Source organism: Rhizobium favelukesii, assembly GCF_000577275.2.
Classification (GTDB): domain Bacteria; phylum Pseudomonadota; class Alphaproteobacteria; order Rhizobiales; family Rhizobiaceae; genus Rhizobium; species Rhizobium favelukesii.
The window spans coordinates 1,601,849-1,620,189 of sequence record NZ_HG916855.1; the positions used below are offsets into that span (position 1 = coordinate 1,601,849).

At 58.2% G+C, this 18,341-nt stretch carries 19 protein-coding genes and 2 pseudogenes; 12 read left to right on the forward strand and 9 right to left on the reverse strand.

Annotation, left to right across the window (positions count from 1 at the left end; translation table 11 throughout):
- Nucleotides 1–61: 61 nt before the first annotated feature.
- The 3 genes from LPU83_RS71085 (at nt 62) to LPU83_RS73580 (ending at nt 3,051) form a co-directional block, all read left to right on the forward strand.
- Nucleotides 62–811 carry a transporter substrate-binding domain-containing protein gene (locus LPU83_RS71085; RefSeq protein WP_063828734.1) on the forward strand — a complete coding sequence of 250 codons (750 nt, stop codon included), beginning with the start codon at nt 62–64 and terminating at the stop codon, nt 809–811.
- 75 nt (nt 812–886) lie between these two features.
- The gene (locus tag LPU83_RS71090; protein ID WP_225040190.1) at nt 887–2,179 is read left to right on the forward strand and encodes a GGDEF domain-containing protein; all 1,293 of its coding nucleotides are present in this window, start codon (nt 887–889) and stop codon (nt 2,177–2,179) included.
- Between the two features lie 680 nt (nt 2,180–2,859).
- On the forward strand, nt 2,860–3,051 hold the full coding sequence (locus LPU83_RS73580; protein ID WP_024318515.1) for a hypothetical protein: 192 nt from the start codon (nt 2,860–2,862) through the stop codon (nt 3,049–3,051).
- Between the two features lie 72 nt (nt 3,052–3,123).
- Here the strand turns inward: LPU83_RS73580 and LPU83_RS71100 are convergent, their stop codons facing one another.
- Complete coding sequence (locus tag LPU83_RS71100; protein ID WP_040680994.1) at nt 3,124–3,990, reverse strand: Hint domain-containing protein; 867 nt, start codon at nt 3,988–3,990, stop codon at nt 3,124–3,126.
- Nucleotides 3,991–4,241: 251 nt separating this feature from the next.
- On the opposite strand from LPU83_RS71100, the pseudogene LPU83_RS76035 reads away from it, so the two are divergent.
- The 3 genes and pseudogenes from LPU83_RS76035 to LPU83_RS71115 all read left to right on the forward strand — a co-directional run bounded on the left by LPU83_RS76035 (nt 4,242) and on the right by LPU83_RS71115 (nt 5,982).
- Nucleotides 4,242–5,206, forward strand: a pseudogene (locus tag LPU83_RS76035) (glycoside hydrolase family 19 protein).
- Between the two features lie 3 nt (nt 5,207–5,209).
- Complete coding sequence (locus LPU83_RS71110) at nt 5,210–5,488, forward strand: hypothetical protein (protein WP_024319256.1); 279 nt, start codon at nt 5,210–5,212, stop codon at nt 5,486–5,488.
- Nucleotides 5,489–5,670: 182 nt separating this feature from the next.
- Nucleotides 5,671–5,982: a DUF1515 family protein gene (locus tag LPU83_RS71115; RefSeq protein WP_029710670.1), complete on the forward strand. Its 312-nt coding sequence runs from the start codon at nt 5,671–5,673 to the stop codon at nt 5,980–5,982.
- A 299-nt stretch (nt 5,983–6,281) separates the two neighbouring features.
- On the opposite strand, the gene tnpC is transcribed toward LPU83_RS71115, so the two are convergent.
- From tnpC to LPU83_RS71135, 4 genes are all read right to left on the reverse strand, one after another.
- Complete coding sequence (gene tnpC, locus LPU83_RS71120; RefSeq protein WP_040680996.1) at nt 6,282–7,871, reverse strand: IS66 family transposase; 1,590 nt, start codon at nt 7,869–7,871, stop codon at nt 6,282–6,284.
- A gap of 54 nt (nt 7,872–7,925) precedes the next feature.
- The gene (gene tnpB / locus LPU83_RS71125) at nt 7,926–8,279 is read right to left on the reverse strand and encodes an IS66 family insertion sequence element accessory protein TnpB (protein ID WP_037069548.1); all 354 of its coding nucleotides are present in this window, start codon (nt 8,277–8,279) and stop codon (nt 7,926–7,928) included.
- Nucleotides 8,260–8,679 carry an IS66-like element accessory protein TnpA gene (tnpA, locus tag LPU83_RS71130; protein WP_037069550.1) on the reverse strand — a complete coding sequence of 140 codons (420 nt, stop codon included), beginning with the start codon at nt 8,677–8,679 and terminating at the stop codon, nt 8,260–8,262. Before tnpA ends, tnpB begins: the two co-directional genes overlap by 20 nt.
- A gap of 276 nt (nt 8,680–8,955) precedes the next feature.
- Complete coding sequence (locus LPU83_RS71135; RefSeq protein WP_040680998.1) at nt 8,956–9,216, reverse strand: hypothetical protein; 261 nt, start codon at nt 9,214–9,216, stop codon at nt 8,956–8,958.
- Nucleotides 9,217–9,804: 588 nt separating this feature from the next.
- Between LPU83_RS71135 and LPU83_RS71140 the strand changes: the two are divergent.
- A pseudogene (locus tag LPU83_RS71140) lies at nt 9,805–10,122 on the forward strand (DNA ligase-like domain-containing protein); the annotation flags it as partial.
- A gap of 506 nt (nt 10,123–10,628) precedes the next feature.
- On the opposite strand, the gene LPU83_RS71145 reads toward LPU83_RS71140, so the two are convergent.
- Nucleotides 10,629–10,883, reverse strand: a complete 255-nt coding sequence (locus tag LPU83_RS71145) for a BON domain-containing protein (RefSeq protein ID WP_040680999.1) — start codon at nt 10,881–10,883, stop codon at nt 10,629–10,631.
- Between the two features lie 249 nt (nt 10,884–11,132).
- On the opposite strand from LPU83_RS71145, the gene LPU83_RS71150 reads away from it, so the two are divergent.
- Nucleotides 11,133–11,771 (forward strand): UdgX family uracil-DNA binding protein, encoded by a 639-nt coding sequence (locus LPU83_RS71150; protein ID WP_024317609.1) that lies wholly within the window; start codon nt 11,133–11,135, stop codon nt 11,769–11,771.
- A gap of 170 nt (nt 11,772–11,941) precedes the next feature.
- Here LPU83_RS71150 and LPU83_RS71155 read toward each other — a convergent pair whose 3' ends face one another.
- Nucleotides 11,942–12,091, reverse strand: a complete 150-nt coding sequence (locus tag LPU83_RS71155) for a hypothetical protein (protein WP_157997408.1) — start codon at nt 12,089–12,091, stop codon at nt 11,942–11,944.
- 266 nt (nt 12,092–12,357) lie between these two features.
- On the opposite strand from LPU83_RS71155, the gene LPU83_RS71160 reads away from it, so the two are divergent.
- Together LPU83_RS71160 and LPU83_RS71165 are read left to right on the forward strand one after the other, a co-directional pair.
- A complete protein-coding gene (locus tag LPU83_RS71160) occupies nt 12,358–13,089 on the forward strand; it encodes an MgtC/SapB family protein (RefSeq protein ID WP_024317610.1) in 732 nt (243 codons plus the stop codon).
- Nucleotides 13,090–13,173: 84 nt separating this feature from the next.
- A complete protein-coding gene (locus LPU83_RS71165; RefSeq protein ID WP_024317611.1) occupies nt 13,174–13,497 on the forward strand; it encodes a DUF3175 domain-containing protein in 324 nt (107 codons plus the stop codon).
- 371 nt (nt 13,498–13,868) lie between these two features.
- Here LPU83_RS71165 and LPU83_RS71170 read toward each other — a convergent pair whose 3' ends face one another.
- On the reverse strand, nt 13,869–15,023 hold the full coding sequence (locus tag LPU83_RS71170) for an MFS transporter (protein ID WP_024317612.1): 1,155 nt from the start codon (nt 15,021–15,023) through the stop codon (nt 13,869–13,871).
- Nucleotides 15,024–15,381: 358 nt separating this feature from the next.
- On the opposite strand from LPU83_RS71170, the gene LPU83_RS71175 reads away from it, so the two are divergent.
- On the forward strand, nt 15,382–15,570 hold the full coding sequence (locus LPU83_RS71175) for a hypothetical protein (protein WP_024317613.1): 189 nt from the start codon (nt 15,382–15,384) through the stop codon (nt 15,568–15,570).
- Between the two features lie 443 nt (nt 15,571–16,013).
- On the opposite strand, the gene LPU83_RS71180 is transcribed toward LPU83_RS71175, so the two are convergent.
- Nucleotides 16,014–17,081 carry a LacI family DNA-binding transcriptional regulator gene (locus LPU83_RS71180; RefSeq protein WP_024317614.1) on the reverse strand — a complete coding sequence of 356 codons (1,068 nt, stop codon included), beginning with the start codon at nt 17,079–17,081 and terminating at the stop codon, nt 16,014–16,016.
- Nucleotides 17,082–17,326: 245 nt separating this feature from the next.
- Here LPU83_RS71180 and LPU83_RS71185 point away from each other — a divergent pair, with 245 nt between their 5' ends.
- Nucleotides 17,327–18,301 (forward strand): autoinducer 2 ABC transporter substrate-binding protein, encoded by a 975-nt coding sequence (locus LPU83_RS71185; protein WP_024317615.1) that lies wholly within the window; start codon nt 17,327–17,329, stop codon nt 18,299–18,301.
- Nucleotides 18,302–18,341 lie beyond the last annotated feature (40 nt).

The following is an 18,341-nucleotide window of genomic DNA, read 5'->3' on the forward strand; positions in this document are numbered from 1 at the left end:
GTCATTTCAGGATTTCCTTAGTCATTTCGCATCATAGTTGCGCTGAAGGAGAAACGTGATGATGCGAAATGTGGTCCTCGCCTTAGGTCTTCTACTCGGCGCCTCTGTCGCCCATTCTACCGAGCACCTCCGGATCGCTACCGAAGGGGCCTATCCCCCTTTCAATTTTGTCGATGAGAACGGTACCCTTAAGGGTTTCGATGTCGATATCGCAAAGGCGCTCTGCAAGCAGCTTAACGCTGACTGCACGCTCCAGACCGTCGAATGGTCCAAGATAATCGAGGGACTGGAATCCGACGACTATGATTTGATCGTGGCGAGCATGGCATACACGAAGGAGCGTGCCGCCCGCGTCGAATTCTCAGCGCCATACTATCGCTCGCATTCGGTTTTGATCGGGGACGCAGAAAAGTTCACCGACAGTTCTCCAGGAGCTTTGGTTGGCGCGCGCATCGCCGCTGCCGAGGGAACAATCCAGGCTGACTACGCAAAGCAAGCATACAAACAAAGCGTTCCTGTCTTGGCCAAGGATCAGCCGTCAGCTCAAAAACTGCTCGAAGAAAAGAAGGCCGATTTGTTGATCGGCGATGCTATTGAACTTTTGAGCTTCATGGAGACGCCCACAGGTTCTGCGTATGGCTACGTCGGAGATCCCATTTCCAGCGAATTTCTTCAAAGCTCAGCGCATATCACCGCGAGAAAGGGAAACAGTCCGCTTATCGCTCGCGTAAACGATGCGCTCAAGCAAATCAAACTTGATGGGACCTACGACAAGATCAACGATCACTATTTTCCCTTCAGCATCTATTAGGGCGGCCAATTGGATACCCGATTATCGAGGTCTCGCGACATGCCTCTCCGATCTGTGGGGCGCATTCTCTTGTTTGTGGTAGTCATTTACTCGGCGATTGCTGCGGCAGGCGCGGGGCTCTTACTGACTCGTATCGAAAATGAGGCGATTGTAACGCGCGAGCGACAGATCCCGCTGATTTTGTCGCAGACCCGCAACGCGGTTAAGATCGAAAGGATGTCATCCCTCGTTCGAGCGATTTTCCTCGCCAACGACCGCCGTTTGGAACGACAGCTTCAGCTGCAAATCCAGGCTCTCGCTCAGGGCTTCGGTTTTGATGGGTCAGCCACCCTGACTGGTGGCTCTCGCAAGGTGGCCAGCCTCGCCAAGACGATCGCAGCTGCGCACCAGAAAAACCGGGACGAAGTAGATCGTGATCAGAGTACTCCAGGATCCGGCAAATCGACAGTGGATCTAGTCGCCTATGAGGAGGCGATGCGCATCATTGAAATGATGGGCAAGGAGGTCAGTGGCAACTCCGCTCTCGTGGCGGACGAAATCGCCGGAGGCATTCAAAAGAGCGCGGTCGCAGTGCGGAATCTCGTGATCATTGTTCTCATTATCCCCGCCCTCTCCGTACCTCTTTTGCTTTTACTAGCCCGCCGGCACTTTGCAGTTCCAATCGTTGCTGCAATCAGCAACCTTAAACGGATCGAGAAAGACGAACCTCTCCTTGTCGAAACGAACAGGCCGCTGTTAAAAGAGCTGGCGTTGATTGGAGACGCAATCATCTCTTATGGGAATGCGGCTAGTGAACTGCGCCGCACGAATGTCGTTCTGCAGGCGCTCGCCGAGAAAGACCCTCTGACGGGTCTGGCCAATCGCAGAACTTTCGAGAAGTTTCTGGCCGCGGCGATTCAGAGGTCGTCGCCGGAGTCGGGCACAGCCGTTCTGCTCATTGACATCGATCACTTTAAATCGGTCAACGATCGCTTCGGACATCCGACCGGCGATCGCTGTCTCAAATCGCTCGCTAGCCTCCTTGAAAACATACCGGATCTTTCGAATGCCTTGGCTGCCAGGTTCGGAGGTGAGGAATTCGTGGTCGTGTACGATGCTCCTTCGTCCGATCACGCGCTTGAATATGCTCGGTTCGTCTGCAGGAAAATAGAGCAGCTTGAAACCCAAAGCGTGGATGGGACCTATTTGCGCTTTACTGGCAGCATCGGGGTCTCCTTCACCACCTCGGCTTCGGAGGATCCCGGCAATCTCCTCGAGAAAGCTGATCGCGCGTTGTACGACGCCAAACGATCCGGGCGCAATCGCGCCGAGGTCGATTCGTCGCTATCGAAGGGGAGCAGGGAAGGGCGCGTTCAGCGAATTCTGTAATCGTTGCGTAGTGACAAAGCCTCTTGTCGCGGCGACGCCATCATCTGCCACATCTCAGGCAGCATTGTCTGGTGGCGTTACCCCGGAGCAGACCATCGCAGCAGCAGCAACGCTTTCAGAGGCCGAAGCCGATGCCAGCCCGGTAACTTGGCCTCAGAATTTGAGGAAAAAATGAGCCCGCCCAGATGCTGGCGGGCTCTGACGCAATAGTGTGATGCCGCATCTGTCCGGTTCATAAAATCACAACCGATCATTCCGGCTTTGATCGGCCTAATCGTCGTCTCGACCTTGCCGATAACCCCGATCGTGCTCTTCGCAAGCCGCCTCTGAGAGGCGGCTTTTGTGTACCCGCGCGGGAGGATTCTCTATTGCCTTATATTGAGAGGGATGAAACTGGCTCCATTAAGGGCTGTATGCCGTCTGGCAGCCCGAGACGCTGAAGAGGAGTTGCCAGAAGCCGATCCCGGAAGTCATTGCTTTCAGATCACCGGCACTGGATCTCGCGACCACGTAAGCCAATCTGAAGGCCGAAATTGACAAGGCAGCCGAAACAGAGCGCCTGAAGTACATCACTGGCGGCGCTGGGCAGGCGATGACCTACCAGCAAAGTCTGACGAGGCGAAGCGCTATATCGCCGCGTTGATGCCGGAAGCACACCTGAGCCGTCGGACTTTCGGCTCTTGTCTGCTGAGGTGGGTATCACGGCGCCAACGCTCGCGGAGGTCGCCACCATCGTCAACGAGGCCTTCCTTCGATGGCAGATCATCGGCGGAGCGATCGAGGCCGTTCGTCTCGGCACCAAGGCTGCGATTGAGGCGACGGGGACGGTCGAAGAGGCCGCGGCCGCCGCTGCAGCGGCGGCCTGGCCGTAGACAGAACGACACACAGAACCCAGGGGTTCGAGGCGGCGCCGTGCGTAATCCTGGCCGCAGGGTGTTTCCGAGTTAACGCAAAAACAACTCCTTGGCTCGGGCATCGATCTTGTCGCAAGCGTCCTCGAATGGATCGAACATCGGCACCAAAGGAGAAGCGCCGAGGAAAAGAAGAGCTTTTAGGTGCTGCCAGCCGCCTTCCTCGCCAAGGACTGTCGCATAGGATGTCATTTCCTCGCGCGCCTCACCGGCATATAGCCGTTCGTATTCCGCAAAATTCGAGAAATTTTCGCGATTGCTGTCCGAGGGATGGAAGGTCTCTGCCGCAGCGCCCTGCGCAAGGATCACTTCGTGGGTCGCGAGCAGGACGGCGTAATACTCGATCGTCATATCGTCGTGGGGTGCGATCGGTGCGATCGTCGTACCATTCACGAGATCCTTCACGCGGATCAAAACGCCATTCAGGAATAGCGCATGGCCAGGCGACAGGTAGAGATCCGAATGTGGCGTATGCTCATCCAGCGCATGGCGCGCCACTCGGATCGGCACGACGCTGTCATGCCAGTGCGCGCCGCTCTTCTTGAACACTTGGCGACCAACCCATTTGATCGCGCGGGTGTCTCCGTCCGGAAGAGCAACGCGATCGCCAATCCGAAGATCCTCGACATACTTTTCACCGCAATCCGTGAGGATCGACGTACCACGCAGGAAGCACTGCGTGCCGCTGCTCCCGCCTCCGCCGGAGTTGCCATTGCCGCCGGAGTTGCCGGGGCCGCCGCCGTTACGCCAACCCAAATGCAAGCCCGCCGCGCTCGCTGACGAAGCCGCCATGACAATGGCCGCCACGCTCGCGAAGCGAGCACCGGCAGCGGCGGCCACGCCCAGAAAACGCCGGCGCGCGGTATTGCGAGGCAGATTGGGATCGTTGAAGTGAGACATCCTGGCACTCCTTTTAAAAGGAATCGGGATCCCGAATAACCGCGCGGGATGAGATCCCGAACACAAGACTACAGCTGTATTCACCGAGACATGGTGCGGTTAATTCTAGACTGTCTTCGGGGCGATGCCAGATGTACTTAGGTACTATACTTTAGGACTATTTGTTTATCTGCTGGAACCGCCCTAACCGGCGCCGCTCGTCTTTTGATGCTTAACAAAAACGGCAATCATCACAATCTGTGGAGAAACCAATGAACGTATTCGTTACGGCTCAGCACATTCGCGCGGTCGCTCTTAAGCCTGTCAACGAAGCAAACATGAATTCCGTCCTGGTGTCGCTCGATCGCTATCGCGACGACTTCGGCATGGATCGCGTGCATCGCGTCGTGCAGTACCTGGCGCAGCTGATGCATGAAAGTGGCGACTTCCGCTTCGATCGCGAGATCTGGGGACCGACACCGGCGCAGGCCCGCTACGACACGCGCGCGGATCTCGGCAACACGCCAGCGCTCGATGGCGACGGCAAGAAGTACATGGGCCGCACCGGCATGCAGCTCACCGGCAAGGCGAACTACCAGGCGTTCTATGATTGGTGCGTCGAGAGAGGTTTCAACTCTCCGGACTTCGTCGCCAATCCGGACCTCGTCAACACCGATCCATGGGAGGGCCTTGTGCCGCTCTGGTATTGGGATAGCCGCAACCTCAATCGCTATGCCGACCAGGGCGATATCGAGACCATCACCAAGAAGGTCAACGGCGGCATGAACGGCTTTGACGATCGCGTCGATCACTTCCACGCCTGGCGCTGGTCGTGCTCGGCCTGAAGGCAAATTCCATTCGCCAGTTTCAGGCATCGAAGGGCCTTGTCGCGGATGGCGATGTCGGACCGAAGACGCGCGCGGCGCTGCATGCCGAATTGCTGGCCCTGTCGGGTGCGACGGCGGCGCAGGGCTTCGTATCGGCGCCGGTGGTTGCAGATAAGCCGGTGGTGCCGGCGGCCGTGGAGACTCAGGTCAAGAAGAAGTTCAATCTGCTTGGCTGGTTCGCCGGACTTGGGACCGGTTTGGGCACCGGCCTCGGCTTCCTTGGCGGCATGGACTGGCGTGCAATCCTCGCGATCGGTGGCTTTGCCCTTGTCGCCTTCATGCTGGCGCTGCTCCTGCGTCATTGGATCATCGCGGCGGTGAAAGACATCCGTCAGGCAGTGGAGGGCTAGAGTTTGCTCTCGTTCATTCCTGACGGGTTGAAGCTGCCGGCGGCGGCTGCTTGCGGCGGGCTATTGGTGGGCGCTGTGCTGATCGTCGTCAATGCCATGTGGTGGCTTCCCGCCGCCAAGAACGAGGGAAGGGTCGCGGAACGCACTGCGGCCCTGCAGAGATCCATGGAACTCATCAAGAAGCGGGGTGTGACGAATGAAACGGTGGGCAGGCTTAGCGACGGAGATTTGTGCCATAAGCTTGGTGGTCAGTGGCTGCGTGACACGGGCACCTGCGAATGATGGCGCCGGCTTCGAGCGCCTGACGCCCTCGGCGGCCACGCGCGGGTTCATCATCGCCAACGATCGGCCGTTCGCGGAACAGGTCGCGGCGCACAATGAAACCTGCGATCAGCAGCCTGCGTGCCGAAAGTGAGGACTTAGCATTGACGCCAAGTGATTTTGATCCCCGGCTGCACCAGCAGATGGGCGAAGTGCTGGCAGAAGTGCGCAACCTGCGTGACGCCTTCCGCGCATCAGAAGTAAAGTCGGACGCAAGCCGCGCAACTATGCATCAGCGCATGGATCAACTGGTTGATCGCGTCGGAAAGGTGGAAGGAAATGTAGCGGCCGTTCAGGAAGACATCTCTGAAATGCGTCCGGTCACCGATGACGTCAAGCGTTGGAAGCTGATGGGTCTAGGTGCGATCGGGGTTATTGGCATCGGGAGCATGGCGCTGGGGGTCACATTCGCCGACGTCATCCGTCGCATCGTGGTTGCTGTCATCGCCCGGTAGGAACGAGCAAACTTGGGAACGATCTCGGCAGGCCGCTAAGGCGTGGGCGAGCGTCAACTGGAGGGAAGCCCTTGCGGGTTTGGGTGGGGGCAAGGGCTTCCCTTCTTGTCCTGTCCTGCATGCCACTGACAGAACAGCCACAGAGTACGCCAGTCTGCCGGGATCGCTAGACGGACCAAGGTCCTAGCGCAAAAGCGAGGGGAGGTTCAGCAGCTGGACGTACGTAAGCGCGATTTTCGATGCGTATTGACGCCTGTTCCACACCGAACGGCGGATAGCATCGGTCGCGGTATCCGGCTCTATTCGGTCGTGGAGGTCTTGGAGAAGTTGAACGGGAGCAGGTCGCCGATGTCGGCATTCTCTTCGCGCTGTGGCAACTCGGTGAGTACGTGGCGCAGCCAGATCAGAGGGTCGACGCCACAGGCGCGGCATGTCAGCATCAGACTGTAAATCACAGCACTGGCCTTGGCTCCGTCAGCAGTGTCGCTGAACAGCCACGATTTTCTTCCGGTCGCAAAAACCCTGATGTCGCGTTCCAGGATGTTGTTATCGATCGGCATCCTGCCGTCGCTGGTGTAGCGCGTCAGATAATCCCATTGGTTCAGGGTGTAGGACACAGCATCGCCGAGCTTGGTATCCGGCACGACCTTCGGCGCGATGTTATCGAGCCACGTCTTGAGGGCGTTCAGGACAGGCAAACTGTGCTGTTGCCGGAAGCGGCGAATGCAGGCGGCCTGCGTTTCACCGGCGTCGGGCTTTATCTCTCGCGCCTGCCTCTCGATCCGGTAGAGCTGCTCGAAGAACCTGAGCGCTTGCTCCGGCGGGCCGCCGCCATTCTTTCTTGCCTTGAGGGCTTCGACGAAGCGCCGCCTGGAGTGAGCCATGCATCCGACATGGGTTGCGCCATGCAATGTGCGCCAGGCTGTGTAGCCATCGCTCACCAATATGCCGCGGTAGTCACCAAGGAAGGTCTGCGGGTGGATCTGGCCGCGCCCGGGCTGATAATCGAGCAGTACGATTGGCTGGTCACTGTCCTCGCCGCTGCGATAGGCCCACATGTACGATGTGCTGGTGGCCTCCTTGTCCTTTTCCTTGAGGACTTGAACCGTCGTCTCATCGCCATGAATGAGAGGCTGCGATCGCAACCGCAGTTTCAGCGCATCATAGATGCGGTGCAGATGCTTCTCGCTTGAGCCGATGACCCAGTGAGCGAGAGCGCCGCGGCTGATCGGAACACCAGCACGCTCGAATGTCTGAGCCACGCGGTAAAGCGGTGTGCCGTCGACGTATTTGTGGACGAGCGCGAAGGCTAACGTCGAGGCGGTAGCGATGCTGCCCGGCAGGGGCTGCGTCGGCATCGGTGCGATCACGACGGGTGTGTTGATCCCGGTGCGGTCGCAATGGCGGCAAGCGTACTTGAACCGCACATTCTGTAGGACCTTTGCCTTGACCTCGATATAGAGCTGCTCGGTAACAGCCTCGCCCATGCGATGCATCTGACCCTGGCAGCAGGGACAAGACTTCTGATCGTCGGGGAGGTCATATTCGACGCGCTCGCGTGGCAGGTCTTCTGGCAGAGGTCTGCGTCCACGCTTCTTTCCCGTTTGACCTTCTACCGCTGGCAGGCCGGTGTCCGGAAGCTCGACAACATCGCCTGCTTCGCTGCCATCCTCGACCGCAGCCTCTTCGGCCTCGTTGAAGAGACGATCAATGTGCTTTTCACTGCGGGGGGCAAAGCGATGGAGTTTTGCCAGTGCAAGCTCTTCTTCCAGCTTGACGACCCGCTGCGAGAGCGCTTCCTTCTCGGCTTTGAGCGCAGCGATTTCGGCAGCATTGGCTGCCAATTGCGCCATCAGTTCTGCAATGCTCGGTTCGCCGGTGCGAGTCATCAGATTCTTGAATCTGAACCGCCCAGCCGCGTCAACTGCTCAATTCGACATCCGTCAGCCGGCAATCTGATATTGCCGCACCGGATGGCGCACCATTGCGTCGATATCGATGCCATCGAGGATCCAGTGAAGCTGTTCTGTCGTCAGCATGACCACCGGCACCTCGCAACGGGGCCATCTGAACCTGTCCTCGGTCAACCGCTTCAGGACCATCACAAAACCGGAACGATCAAAAAACAGCAGCTTCATTCGGTCACGCCGGCGATTGCAGAAGGCAAAAACCGCAGGCGCAAACGGATCCAGCGCCATCGTCTCCTGGACCAGGACCGCCAGGCTGTTGATGCCCGCGCGGAAGTCGATCGGTTCGCGATGCAGGTAAACCTTGAGATCACCGCCCAGTCTGAACATGACCCAGCGCTCCTATGATTGCTTCCAGCACTTCCACACCGGCGCACTCGACGGTCAGGCTGACCCCGTTCGGCAGGAGTGCGCTCACCTTGGATGCGGGAAGGCACTGGCTCAATGGCTTGGTCTTCTTCAGATCGCCAGCAGAACCCGAGTGCATATCCGGAGCAATCTGAACCGGAACGAACGCCGAGGCCAAAGGCAATTGACGCTCCGCTCTGGACTTCTTCATCCACTTCCGGACGAGATTCGCATTGACGCCGTGCTCCAGCGCCAGCCGCGAGACCGAAACGCCGGGTTCTAAGCACGCCGCGACAAGCTGATCTCTCGACGCAGGGTCATATCGACGGCGGCCGTCGCGACCAACAAGCCGTACCTGCAGTTTAGGAGCATCTTCATCCATGATTTGGTGTCCACCTATTTTTTGGTGGACGCTTCATGCCTCACAGCACTCCGCTACAGAAGGCGCACAGAAATTAGCGCTTACGGACGTACGCGCTGGGGATCGCTGTCGAGAACCTGGCCCCTCAGCCCATCCTGCCTTACGGCAGGACACCTGTGAGACTTCAGGCTAGCTTTGAGGAGGTTTACCTGAAGTCGTCCCAAGAATGCCAAGGAAGGGTAATCATTGGCACAACACCATCATACGCTCATGGCAATGGGATGGGGAGAGAATTCGTCACGGCGGGTCGAGGGCGGACGCGCCAAAATAGGATAGCACCTCCTCCTCAAGCTCAATGCAGATTTGCTCGTATTCCTCCAGGAGCATCTTGTTGTCACCCTCTGCACGCAACTTGTCACGGAACCTGACGGCGTCAGCATAGTTCTCGATATCTTCGATCCACCAATGGGCGCTGTGGGCATAGGGTCGGAGATGTGGGTGGCGCATCAGAAGCACCGCCAATCCATAGCGAAAGCTGTTGAAGCGTGGGTCTTCCATGTTTCAAAGCCGTCACGGATGAGGCTCTGCGAACAGGAGAGAACACAGAGCCTCGTGCAGTTGAGCTGATGTCGGAGGGCATCGACATCCTGGGCAAAACGCGGCTATCCAGGATTAGTTCCGAGGCCCCAAACGTCGGCCCGCGAGTTGATCATCCTTCCGCGCTTCTGAGCGCGCGCAAGTTGGGCTTCTGAGAACTCTCAACTGATTGCCGGGAAGAAGTTCGATGAACCTCTGGTGTGTCAGATTGATCAGTATATCTAGGATCTCGGTTTCGGTGAATCCCTGGGCGATCAATGGCTGTCCGATGTCGTATAGATTAAGGACGGCGTTCACCCTGGGGAGGAGCGCCATCACGGCGGTTCGAGTTTCTTGGTACCGCGTTATTGCAACCGTTTCTCGAGCGGTTGATCCATCCATCCTGCCACCGTCAGTTCGAGCCGTCTGTAAAAAAGTACCCCCGCTGTCGCGGTTGCGAGGGCCCCAGTCGAGAGTTGGCCTTGAGGGGTTTCATTTCTCAAAGCGGGGGTCAACGCTCGACACTGCGATTTGTTCCCGCTCCTTATCGAGCAGAGGTCCCTGGCGGCCGCGATCGAGGCTGACGCCAAACGCCTTGGAGTGGCTTCCGTTATCCTTGAGGGCGAGGCCGTCGTACTCGACGAGCAGGGCGCCGTCCGGACTTCGGCCGACTTCAGCAATCGCTCGGTGGGAGGGGGCGGAAAACTCAACTCCGGCGCCTTGATCATGTTCGCTTTCGACCTTCTATTCCTCAAATCGCTTCTGAAGGATGAACAGGATGCTATCCGCCTCTCCGAAGAGATTGAAGGCGACGGCCGCGAAATCTTCGCCGCTGCCTGCGAGCACGGCTTGGAAGGCATCATCGCCAAATACAAGGATAGCTCTTATGCAGATTCCGAGGCAATTCGCCCCCGCATTCCGAAATGATGCCGCCCCCCAATTCCGAGAATTAACCGCCCCCTTGTTTCCTTGAACAGAGCCTGACGGATAATTGCGAACATGGTTCCGGTTGCGGGCAGAGCTTTCGTCTTTGGCGGCGCACGCACCGATCGAGACGATGCAGGCCGCCGCCGCCCTCAAAATAGGACTCGGTCTATGATGACCCACCGGGTTGGAAGGACGCTCGGCGGCCCGAATGAGGCCGTCCATGACTCCGTTTCTTAGTATGGGAGCGTTCGGCTTTGCGACCACGGTCGGTGATCGCGGCGACGGTTTCCGCGCATGCGTTCGATCGAGGTCAATCGTGGCGACGTCGATCCGTCATCTGGCGAGAACGATCGCGGTCGCCCTTCCGATCCCCGAGCCCCCACCGGTTACGAGACGAATCTTTGCGCTCACGGCACACTCCACCTATGCGCTACTCTGCTCTCAGACCACCATCGAGCGCAACGCGATCAGCGCACGGACATCCGGGAAAAGACATTCGAGCCCACGCAGCGGCGGGCAACCTGAAGGATCTGATCCGCCACTGCCTGGCTCGGAGCCTGTCCCTCCAAAAAGAAGGCACCGGCGGACTCGACAACCGATAGCTCCACATCTTCTGCAACCCCGCAATAGGCAATTGCTGACCAAATCTCGTCAGCAAGAGAAGCGAAAGGGGCACGTTCTCCAATAAGGGCGGATCCATTAAACTGGGGCATGAACATCATTCCATCTCCTGGTGAGGGAACGCGTCCGCGTCCGTTTCGTTCATCTGCCGTTCATCAAACCTCCTGCGGCCCACGCGATACGTCACGGTGACCAGCGCACATTGAGGCGACGCCCCAGAAATCCTGGAACGAAGCGGCTGGCCTATTGTTTTAACCTTGCCTGCGCCACACAGCGATCACACTGGTCGGGGGTGGTCGCGATTTCGGCACTATCCGCGGACCTTGAGTGGCAACGGAGGAGAAACAGGCATGGCAGAACTGCTCGGCCCGACATTGGCGCAACCAGGTGCATTGGGTACGAATCTGGGCGAGATTCATCGGGAAGCAACGACCTGCAGGCGATGCAACCTCTACAAACACGCAACGCAGTTGGTGTTTGGGGAAGGTCCGACCAGTGCCAAAGTTGTCTTCGTTGGCGAGCAGCCGGGAGACAAGGAGGATCTTGCCGGGCAACCGTTCGTTGGCCCCGCGGGAAAGCTGCTGGATCGCTGTCTCGAGGAAGCGGGTATCGAACGCGATGCCTGTTACGTCACCAATGCCGTAAAGCACTTCAAGTTCGAACCTCGCGGCAAACGACGCATCCACGCCAAACCGACCAGGGGAGAGGTTCAGATCTGCGCGTGGTGGCTGGCAGCAGAATTGCGCCTCATACGGCCGAAACTCGTCGTGGCGCTCGGTGCGACGGCGGTCTATTCCTTGCTCGGGCCACAAGCAAAGGTCACTCGCGACCGAGGCTCCGTCCTTCGTTCGCCGGCCGGATTGTATGTGTTTGTCACGATACATCCCTCGGCGCTGCTGCGAATGCTCGACCAGCCGGCCGGTCGGCAAAGCAGAGCGCGCTTCGTCGATGACCTGAAAGCTGTCGCCACGCTTCTTGAGCATGCATAGTCCGCTCCAGCACGCGGTCAAGCCGAAGGAACAAGGTCAGCTTTATTGGTTGGCCGTTAAGCTCTGGAAACGGTCCGCGTCCGGTCTGCGGGAGCAGCGCTGAGACGGGACGGGCCAACAAGGCGGAGACCGTGGGACCGGCTGCAGGCAAACTGACGTGTGGCACGATTTCAGCGAAACGAGACGGCCAGGATCAAGATGAAGATCCCGACAGCGGCAATCGCAAGCCACGACCACCAAAACAATGGTGGATGTTGCTCATTCTTCCGCTTCCTCAGTTCCTCATCGTGATGCCAGTCGCTATTCGGATCGAAGGACATGGTGTCTCCTTCCACCGAAACAATGCAACTCAGTTCATTTTAGTTCCCGCTACAGGATTGAGCCCTCGGAGCCACGCAGTCTCCTCGGCCTCAAAGCGCGGTGGACGGAACATTCCGACGATGGCGGGCTTATCTGGCTGGAAACGGACCCAATCAAATGGCCGCTTGCATGACAGCGCTCTTGGCCATGAGTGATTTACCATCGACGCTGGTGCCCGGCCGGTGATCATCGTCTGCATTGAGGCAGCATTTCCGGAGGCATGACAATGGATCCATGGGTTTTTGTGCTGAACAGAATGTCCGAGGAACTCACCTGGCCGGACATTCTCCTGCGCGTGCTGTTGACCATTGTCGCGGCTTCCCTCATCGGCATCAACAGGGAAAAGGGCGGGCATGCCGCTGGCTTCAGAACGACTGTCCTCGTCGGCCTGGCGGCTTGCCTTGCCATGCTGCAGGCGAACGCGTTGCTGGTGGTGGAGGGAAATGACGAACATTCCGGCTTTGCACGTATGGACGTTCTGCGCTTTGCGCTTGGCGTGCTAACCGGCGTGGGTTTCATCGGCGGTGGCGCGGTTCTGCATCGAGGAAACTTCGTCACTGGCGTCACAACCGCTGCGACCATCTGGGCCATGACCACAATCGGCCTTTGCTTTGGCGGCGGACAACTGGGCATCGGTGTTGTCGGTACCGCAGTCGCCTTTTTCTTTCTTTCCCCGATGCAGGTCCTGGATCAGTGGCTTGCAAGGCGGCAGCGGGCCACGGTTGAAATCCTTGGCGATGGAACTCTTGGCGCTGCGGAACTGAGACAGGTGCTCGGCGCCTATAATTGCGAGGTTCGGTTCGTCTCAAGCCGCACTCGTCACGACGCCCAGCAGTTGCTGGTGTTCGACATCAGATGGAAAACCACGACATCCGCCGCCAACACAGAAGTCGTTCATCGTGAACTTCAGCGGCATTTCAAGGTGGAGCATTTTGCGCTTAACGAACATCCCGTGTGACATCCAGCCCGCGGATCTTGAGATGGAACCTTCGCACGTTTCCACGGTTAGCATCGGTGAGCCGCCCGCATTGGAGCAGTCGAAATGCCAAAGGAAAAGAAGAGGAAATGGTCGCAAGAGGTGACTGATAAAAGCGACGCGATGGATCTTGAGGGGGGTGTGTTCAAGCAGCGGAGTGCCAAGAAGATCGCCAACTCGTTGAAACAGTCGGCCGAACGAAGCCGGCGTCGAAAAGCAAGTCCCTTCCAATCGGCCATGTCCATGCTGAGCTTCTATATCAACCGCGCAGGACAGCAACTCTCCAAGGTGCAACGAGCGAAGCTGGATAGAGCCAAGGACGAACTTCGCAAAGATTTCGGGCGGAAGCCCCCAGGGGGTGAGAAACGCACCGCAATGGGATGGCGTTGAACGCGCGACGATAGACCGCTGGGAAAAATCATCCTTAGGCCAGGTAGATCTTTCCTCTCTCGGGAAGCAGCGCGAAGTCCGCCGCCATGCTCAACTCCTGGGGCCGTTCTAGAGTGTCGCCACAACGGAAGATGGCGGCGTGACGCCTCACAGCGCTCGACTTGTCACCCGGTCAGTCGTTTAGCGAGGCGGTCGGGGCTCTTACAACGGTGAATCTAGCTGGCCGCGGGGTGCCTAGCTGGGTTGTCATACATTGGGGTGATGAAAGCCAGGCGGATGCTCGTTAGGTCCGCCGCACGCCGATAGATGGGAAGTTGGTCAACAGTGAACATCTTTTTATCGGCTTCCGTATGTGTGGCCAAGAACACCCTTCAAGCCGCAAAAAACCTGAGGCGTGGAGCAAGAGCGTTGCAACAAAAGAGCGCCGTGACGATGACAGGGATGCATATCAAATACGATACGCGAATACCGACGTGCTCTGCGACGACACCAAGCATGGGTGGAGCGAGGAAAAACACAACGAACGACATCTGTCCAAGCGCCGCCACGTTCACGTGCGCCGCCCTGTCGGTGCGCTGGGCTGCTGCAGAGACCGCTAGGGGGTAGACCGCACTGCATCCGCCCCCCATGAGCGCAAATCCGAAGAGTGCGACAAAAGGATGTGGCGCCATCCAAACCGAAAATAGCCCCGCCGCTGAAAGAACGAGAAGGACAAGAGCCACCGTGCGCGATCCAAAGCGGTCAACGAAAGGATCGGCGAATAGTCGGGTCAACGCCATAAAGAATGTGAACATTGTTAGCCCCAACCCGCCGACGAACGGCTCTGCGTGGAAGACGTCACGCATGTAGATGGCAGACCAATCAATGCCCGCGCCTTCGACGAGGAACGCTGCGATACCGATCACGCAGAGCGGTAGTAAACCGAGTGTGGGCAACGCAATATGCCCTGCCTCTACGGGTTCACGAGTGACCCGGGCTGGCGCGTTCTTCATGCCCGCGATTGCAATGGTTCCGATGATCAGGACAAGGGTGAACGTGAGCGCGAGGTGTACCTGCATAGATACACCGGCTTGGCGAACGGCCGAAGAGACGAGCGCGGTCACGAAGAAACCTAGGCTCCAGAACCCATGGGCCCGGTTCATCACACCCCTGCCAAGTTGGGCCTCGATGCGGTCGATTTCAACATTGAGATTTATCTCCAGCGCCCCCGCCAGCAGCCCTTCGCATATCAGAAGGCCAAACACCAAGGGTGCTGCGTTCATCCAGGGGACGAGCGCCAGCAGTGCGGATGTTCCGAGTACAGTGATGAAAGCAGTGGTGCGTGCTCCGAGACGTGCCACGAGCGGCGATGACAAAGTAAGAGAGATCAATGCGCCGATTGCTGCTCCGATCAGAGTCAGGCCAAGTTCGGATTTGTTAACCAGAAGAGCGTCCTGCAAATCGGGAAGGCGCGAAAGCATGGCTCCCATGGAAACCGCGAAGAGAAAAAAGCAGACGTATATTCGCTGTTGCGGTTCGATGTGCATTTCGGACTCCGGGGACGCGTCGGTTTAGTTAGATGGCAGGTCTCTAGAACAATAACCCGAGGGTCGGCAATGCGCTGGAGACAAAGCTCGAAGATGTTGGCACCGGTCGTTCGAGCTTCGCCGCTGGGCGGTTACACCGCAGGGTGCCTTCGAGCAGGCTAGAAAAATGGGCCGTCGGAAGCCGAGGCCCATAGGTATGAAGGTTTTCACCTCCAGAGGGAACAGCTGCTGCGCGGAGCTGGGAGGCCATCCGCGGGTTGCACCAGCTGTACACGATATACGCGAGTCTGCGCCGCCTGACAACAGGTAACACGTTGGCGCGTACCTGTTTCAGCGACCAGATTCTCCGGCGAACTGGGTGTCGAGCGAACGCGCCGAAACTCGCGACATTGAGCCGAAACGTGACTCGTTCGATAATCCGAAGGGTAAAGAGCGCTCGGAAAAGGAATGGGATACGATGAAGCTGGAAGTCGGCGGCACGCTGCCGGATATTGGGGAAGCGTTCGCGATCGTGCGAGATTTCTGCCATTCCTTGCCGTGGACTTGATAGTGCAGCCTGATCACGGATTTACTGCGATTGTGGATGGTCGTGTTGATTCGGGCGCCGCCGCCCGGCGCAGTGGGGGCAGCCAGTGATGGGTAGCCCGTTGGAGAGGTGCAGTTCCCTGAACGAGGGAATCTGCGGGCGACCCGTATGAAGAACTTTCATACATGATATGGCGGTCAACATGAAACGCTGGGCGGGGCTCGGGTTGATTACGCAGGTTTGCTTTAGTTGTCCGGGCGAAACACTGGCGTTGATCGCCCGATTCATGGCGCATTCCCGGTAAGGCAGAGGCCAGCCTACGGCTTCGATATCGGACGTCTCCCGCAAGATTTTCGGGCGTGTCGCCATGTTGAGATCGCATATCCTGGGCTATAGGCTAGCGGAACCATTGCGGGCACTGCCAGTACGCCAACGGGTTCGTGGTCCCGGTGTCCCCGCAGCATCTAACCTGCAGGGCCATCTTTCAAAGCGTCCAATGGCCCTTCCAGCGCGGTGCGTGGTGGCACCAACTGCGGCTCGATCATCACGATCTGGGGCTTGGCGTTCTCGTCTTCCAGCAGTTCGAAGCCCCGCTCGAGCATCTCCGAAATGTTCGGCCTGATCATGTACACGGGAAACGGCAGAAACGATCCGAAAGGATCGTAGTCGAAACACCCCACGACAATATCTCCAAACGTCTCACCATCGTGACGCGCCATGAAGCGCAACAGACCCTCAAAATTGATGGACGAATTGATGAAGAAGCAGCGCGGCAGCCTGCCGTGGCGGTCGAAGAAACGCTCGAAAGCAAGCTCGGTCATTCCAGGCGAATAGCCGGTGATTTCAACATCGCCAGTGGTGGCCGCCACACCAAAGATTGATTGCTTGACCGCATGAAAGCCCGCAATGCGCTCGCGGCTTGCGTGATCGTCGCGGCCGCCAAACAGGTAGACATCCTCGGGGCCAAGCGGCCCTATACGTTCTGCGTGGCGTATGATCGCAGACGTCAGCGCTTCTGCGCCTTGTCGGTTATCCGCGATGACGGAAGGCGCGTACTTGCCGGGCAGGTCGATGTTCACGTGTGGCAAACCTGCTCGCACGCAGACCTGGTGCACGCCGTCGGGATCGGTCGCGCCTGCGACGAAGAGTGAGTCAATGGAGTAGGCGATCAACGACTCGACCGTTCGCCGTTCCTCCTCCGGATCGCGTCGTCCTGACACGACCATTGGGACGAGCCCGCGCTTTCGTGCTTGCGCCTCGAAAGTCTGAGCCATCGAAGAAAAGAATCGGTTGTCGTAGACCGGCAAGAGCAGACCCGTTAGTCCAGAGCGCGAGCTTCTCAACGCACGTGCCTGCAGATTTGCCGTGTAGCGATGCGTTTTTGCCAACGACATGATTTTCTCGGCTGTTTCCTCTGAAATCCGCCGCTTGCGCCAGGTGCCGTTCAAGACCGCGCTAACCGTTGAGGCGGACGCGCCGGACACCACCGACAGATCATAAATCGTTGCTTTCTTCTGCTCTATTTCCGACATCCGCAAATCTCCTCAACGGTCGCCCTGTCTAGGATACTGGGGCTCTTGACGAAAGTCCTTTTGGTGTTATCGTTATTGCACCATCGATTGTGCACGAAAGCAAGAAGGATTGTGCAAAGGTGGTCGCTTAGAGGAAGCGGTAAGGGAGGGGTTCCGAAAATCGGAGCCAAAAAACGCTCAGCACACGAGCATGGGGCTCGCGTGGCGATTCTCTCTTGCCGGCTGTGTTTGGAGGAGAGAAATCCATGAAGAGAATGCTCGCAGTCACGCTCGGCCTCTCGCTGACGCTTCTTGCATCCGTTGCCTTCGCAGGGCCTAAGATCGGCGTGGTCGTGAAGATTGGCGGTATCCCGTGGTTCAACGCCATGGAAGCTGGCATTAAGGAGCAGAGCACTAAGCTCGGCGTGGAAGGCTTCATGGTCGGTCCGACCAGCGCCGATCCGGCTCTCCAGGTTCGTGCTATCGAAGACCTGATCGCACAGAAGGTCGATTACATCGGTGTCGTTCCGAACGACGCCAAGGTCCTGGAGCCAGTCCTCAAGAAGGCCCAGGAAGCCGGCATCAAGGTCATCACTCATGAATCGCCTAAGCAGGTCGGTGCTGATTGGGACTTCGAGCTTGCCTCTGCCAAGGGTTTCGGTGAAGCACATGCTAAGCTTCTCGCCGAGAAGATGGGCGGCAAAGGCGCGTATGCAGTGTTTGTCGGCTCTCTCACTGTCCCGCTGCATAATGCCTGGGCAGACGCAGCTATCGCCTACATCAAGGCGAACTATCCTGATATGAAGCTGGTCGGCGATCGCTATGGCGTTGCCGAAGACGTCGACAAGAGTCGCTCAACTGCACTCGACCTCATGGCAGCCAATGCAGACCTAACGGGCTTCCTGGCATTCGGCTCGCAGGGTCCGATTGGTGCGGGCCGTGCGGTGGAAGAGCGTCGCAAGGACGGAAAGGTCTTCGTGATCGGGCCATTCTCGCCAGGGCAGGGCGCGAAACTCATCAAGTCGGGCGCGATCACCGGTGGGTTCATGTGGAATCCCAAGCAGGCGGGTGAGGTCTTTGTAACCCTCGCAGATCGAATCTCCAAGGGCGAGAGCGTCAAGGCTGGCGATGAAATCGAGGGCCTCGGTAAGATCAATCCTGAGGGCAACACGATCATCGTCGACCAGCTCCTAGCGATCAACAAGGAAAGCATCGACAAGCTTGTCGGCATGGGCCTCTGACCCCCAAGCCCGGGGTCGCGCGGAGTTCGCTCTACGCGGC

Bases quoted from the DNA above. Each gene is read 5' to 3' on its own strand.
- tnpC (WP_040680996.1), bottom strand. From the start codon at position 7,871: ATGACTCGCACCGGCGAACCGAGCATTGCAGAACTGATGGCGCAATTG.
- LPU83_RS71145 (WP_040680999.1), bottom strand. From the start codon at position 10,883: ATGATGTTCATGCCCCAGTTTAATGGATCCGCCCTTATTGGAGAACGT.
- LPU83_RS71100 (WP_040680994.1), bottom strand. From the start codon at position 3,990: ATGTCTCACTTCAACGATCCCAATCTGCCTCGCAATACCGCGCGCCGG.
- LPU83_RS71150 (WP_024317609.1), top strand. From the start codon at position 11,133: ATGGCAGAACTGCTCGGCCCGACATTGGCGCAACCAGGTGCATTGGGT.
- LPU83_RS71115 (WP_029710670.1), top strand. From the start codon at position 5,671: ATGGGCGAAGTGCTGGCAGAAGTGCGCAACCTGCGTGACGCCTTCCGC.
- LPU83_RS71155 (WP_157997408.1), bottom strand. From the start codon at position 12,091: ATGTCCTTCGATCCGAATAGCGACTGGCATCACGATGAGGAACTGAGG.
- LPU83_RS71170 (WP_024317612.1), bottom strand. From the start codon at position 15,023: ATGCACATCGAACCGCAACAGCGAATATACGTCTGCTTTTTTCTCTTC.
- tnpA (WP_037069550.1), bottom strand. From the start codon at position 8,679: ATGGATGAAGATGCTCCTAAACTGCAGGTACGGCTTGTTGGTCGCGAC.
- LPU83_RS71165 (WP_024317611.1), top strand. From the start codon at position 13,174: ATGCCAAAGGAAAAGAAGAGGAAATGGTCGCAAGAGGTGACTGATAAA.
- LPU83_RS71085 (WP_063828734.1), top strand. From the start codon at position 62: ATGCGAAATGTGGTCCTCGCCTTAGGTCTTCTACTCGGCGCCTCTGTC.
- LPU83_RS71185 (WP_024317615.1), top strand. From the start codon at position 17,327: ATGAAGAGAATGCTCGCAGTCACGCTCGGCCTCTCGCTGACGCTTCTT.
- tnpB (WP_037069548.1), bottom strand. From the start codon at position 8,279: ATGTTCAGACTGGGCGGTGATCTCAAGGTTTACCTGCATCGCGAACCG.
- LPU83_RS71180 (WP_024317614.1), bottom strand. From the start codon at position 17,081: ATGTCGGAAATAGAGCAGAAGAAAGCAACGATTTATGATCTGTCGGTG.
- LPU83_RS71135 (WP_040680998.1), bottom strand. From the start codon at position 9,216: ATGGAAGACCCACGCTTCAACAGCTTTCGCTATGGATTGGCGGTGCTT.
- LPU83_RS71160 (WP_024317610.1), top strand. From the start codon at position 12,358: ATGGATCCATGGGTTTTTGTGCTGAACAGAATGTCCGAGGAACTCACC.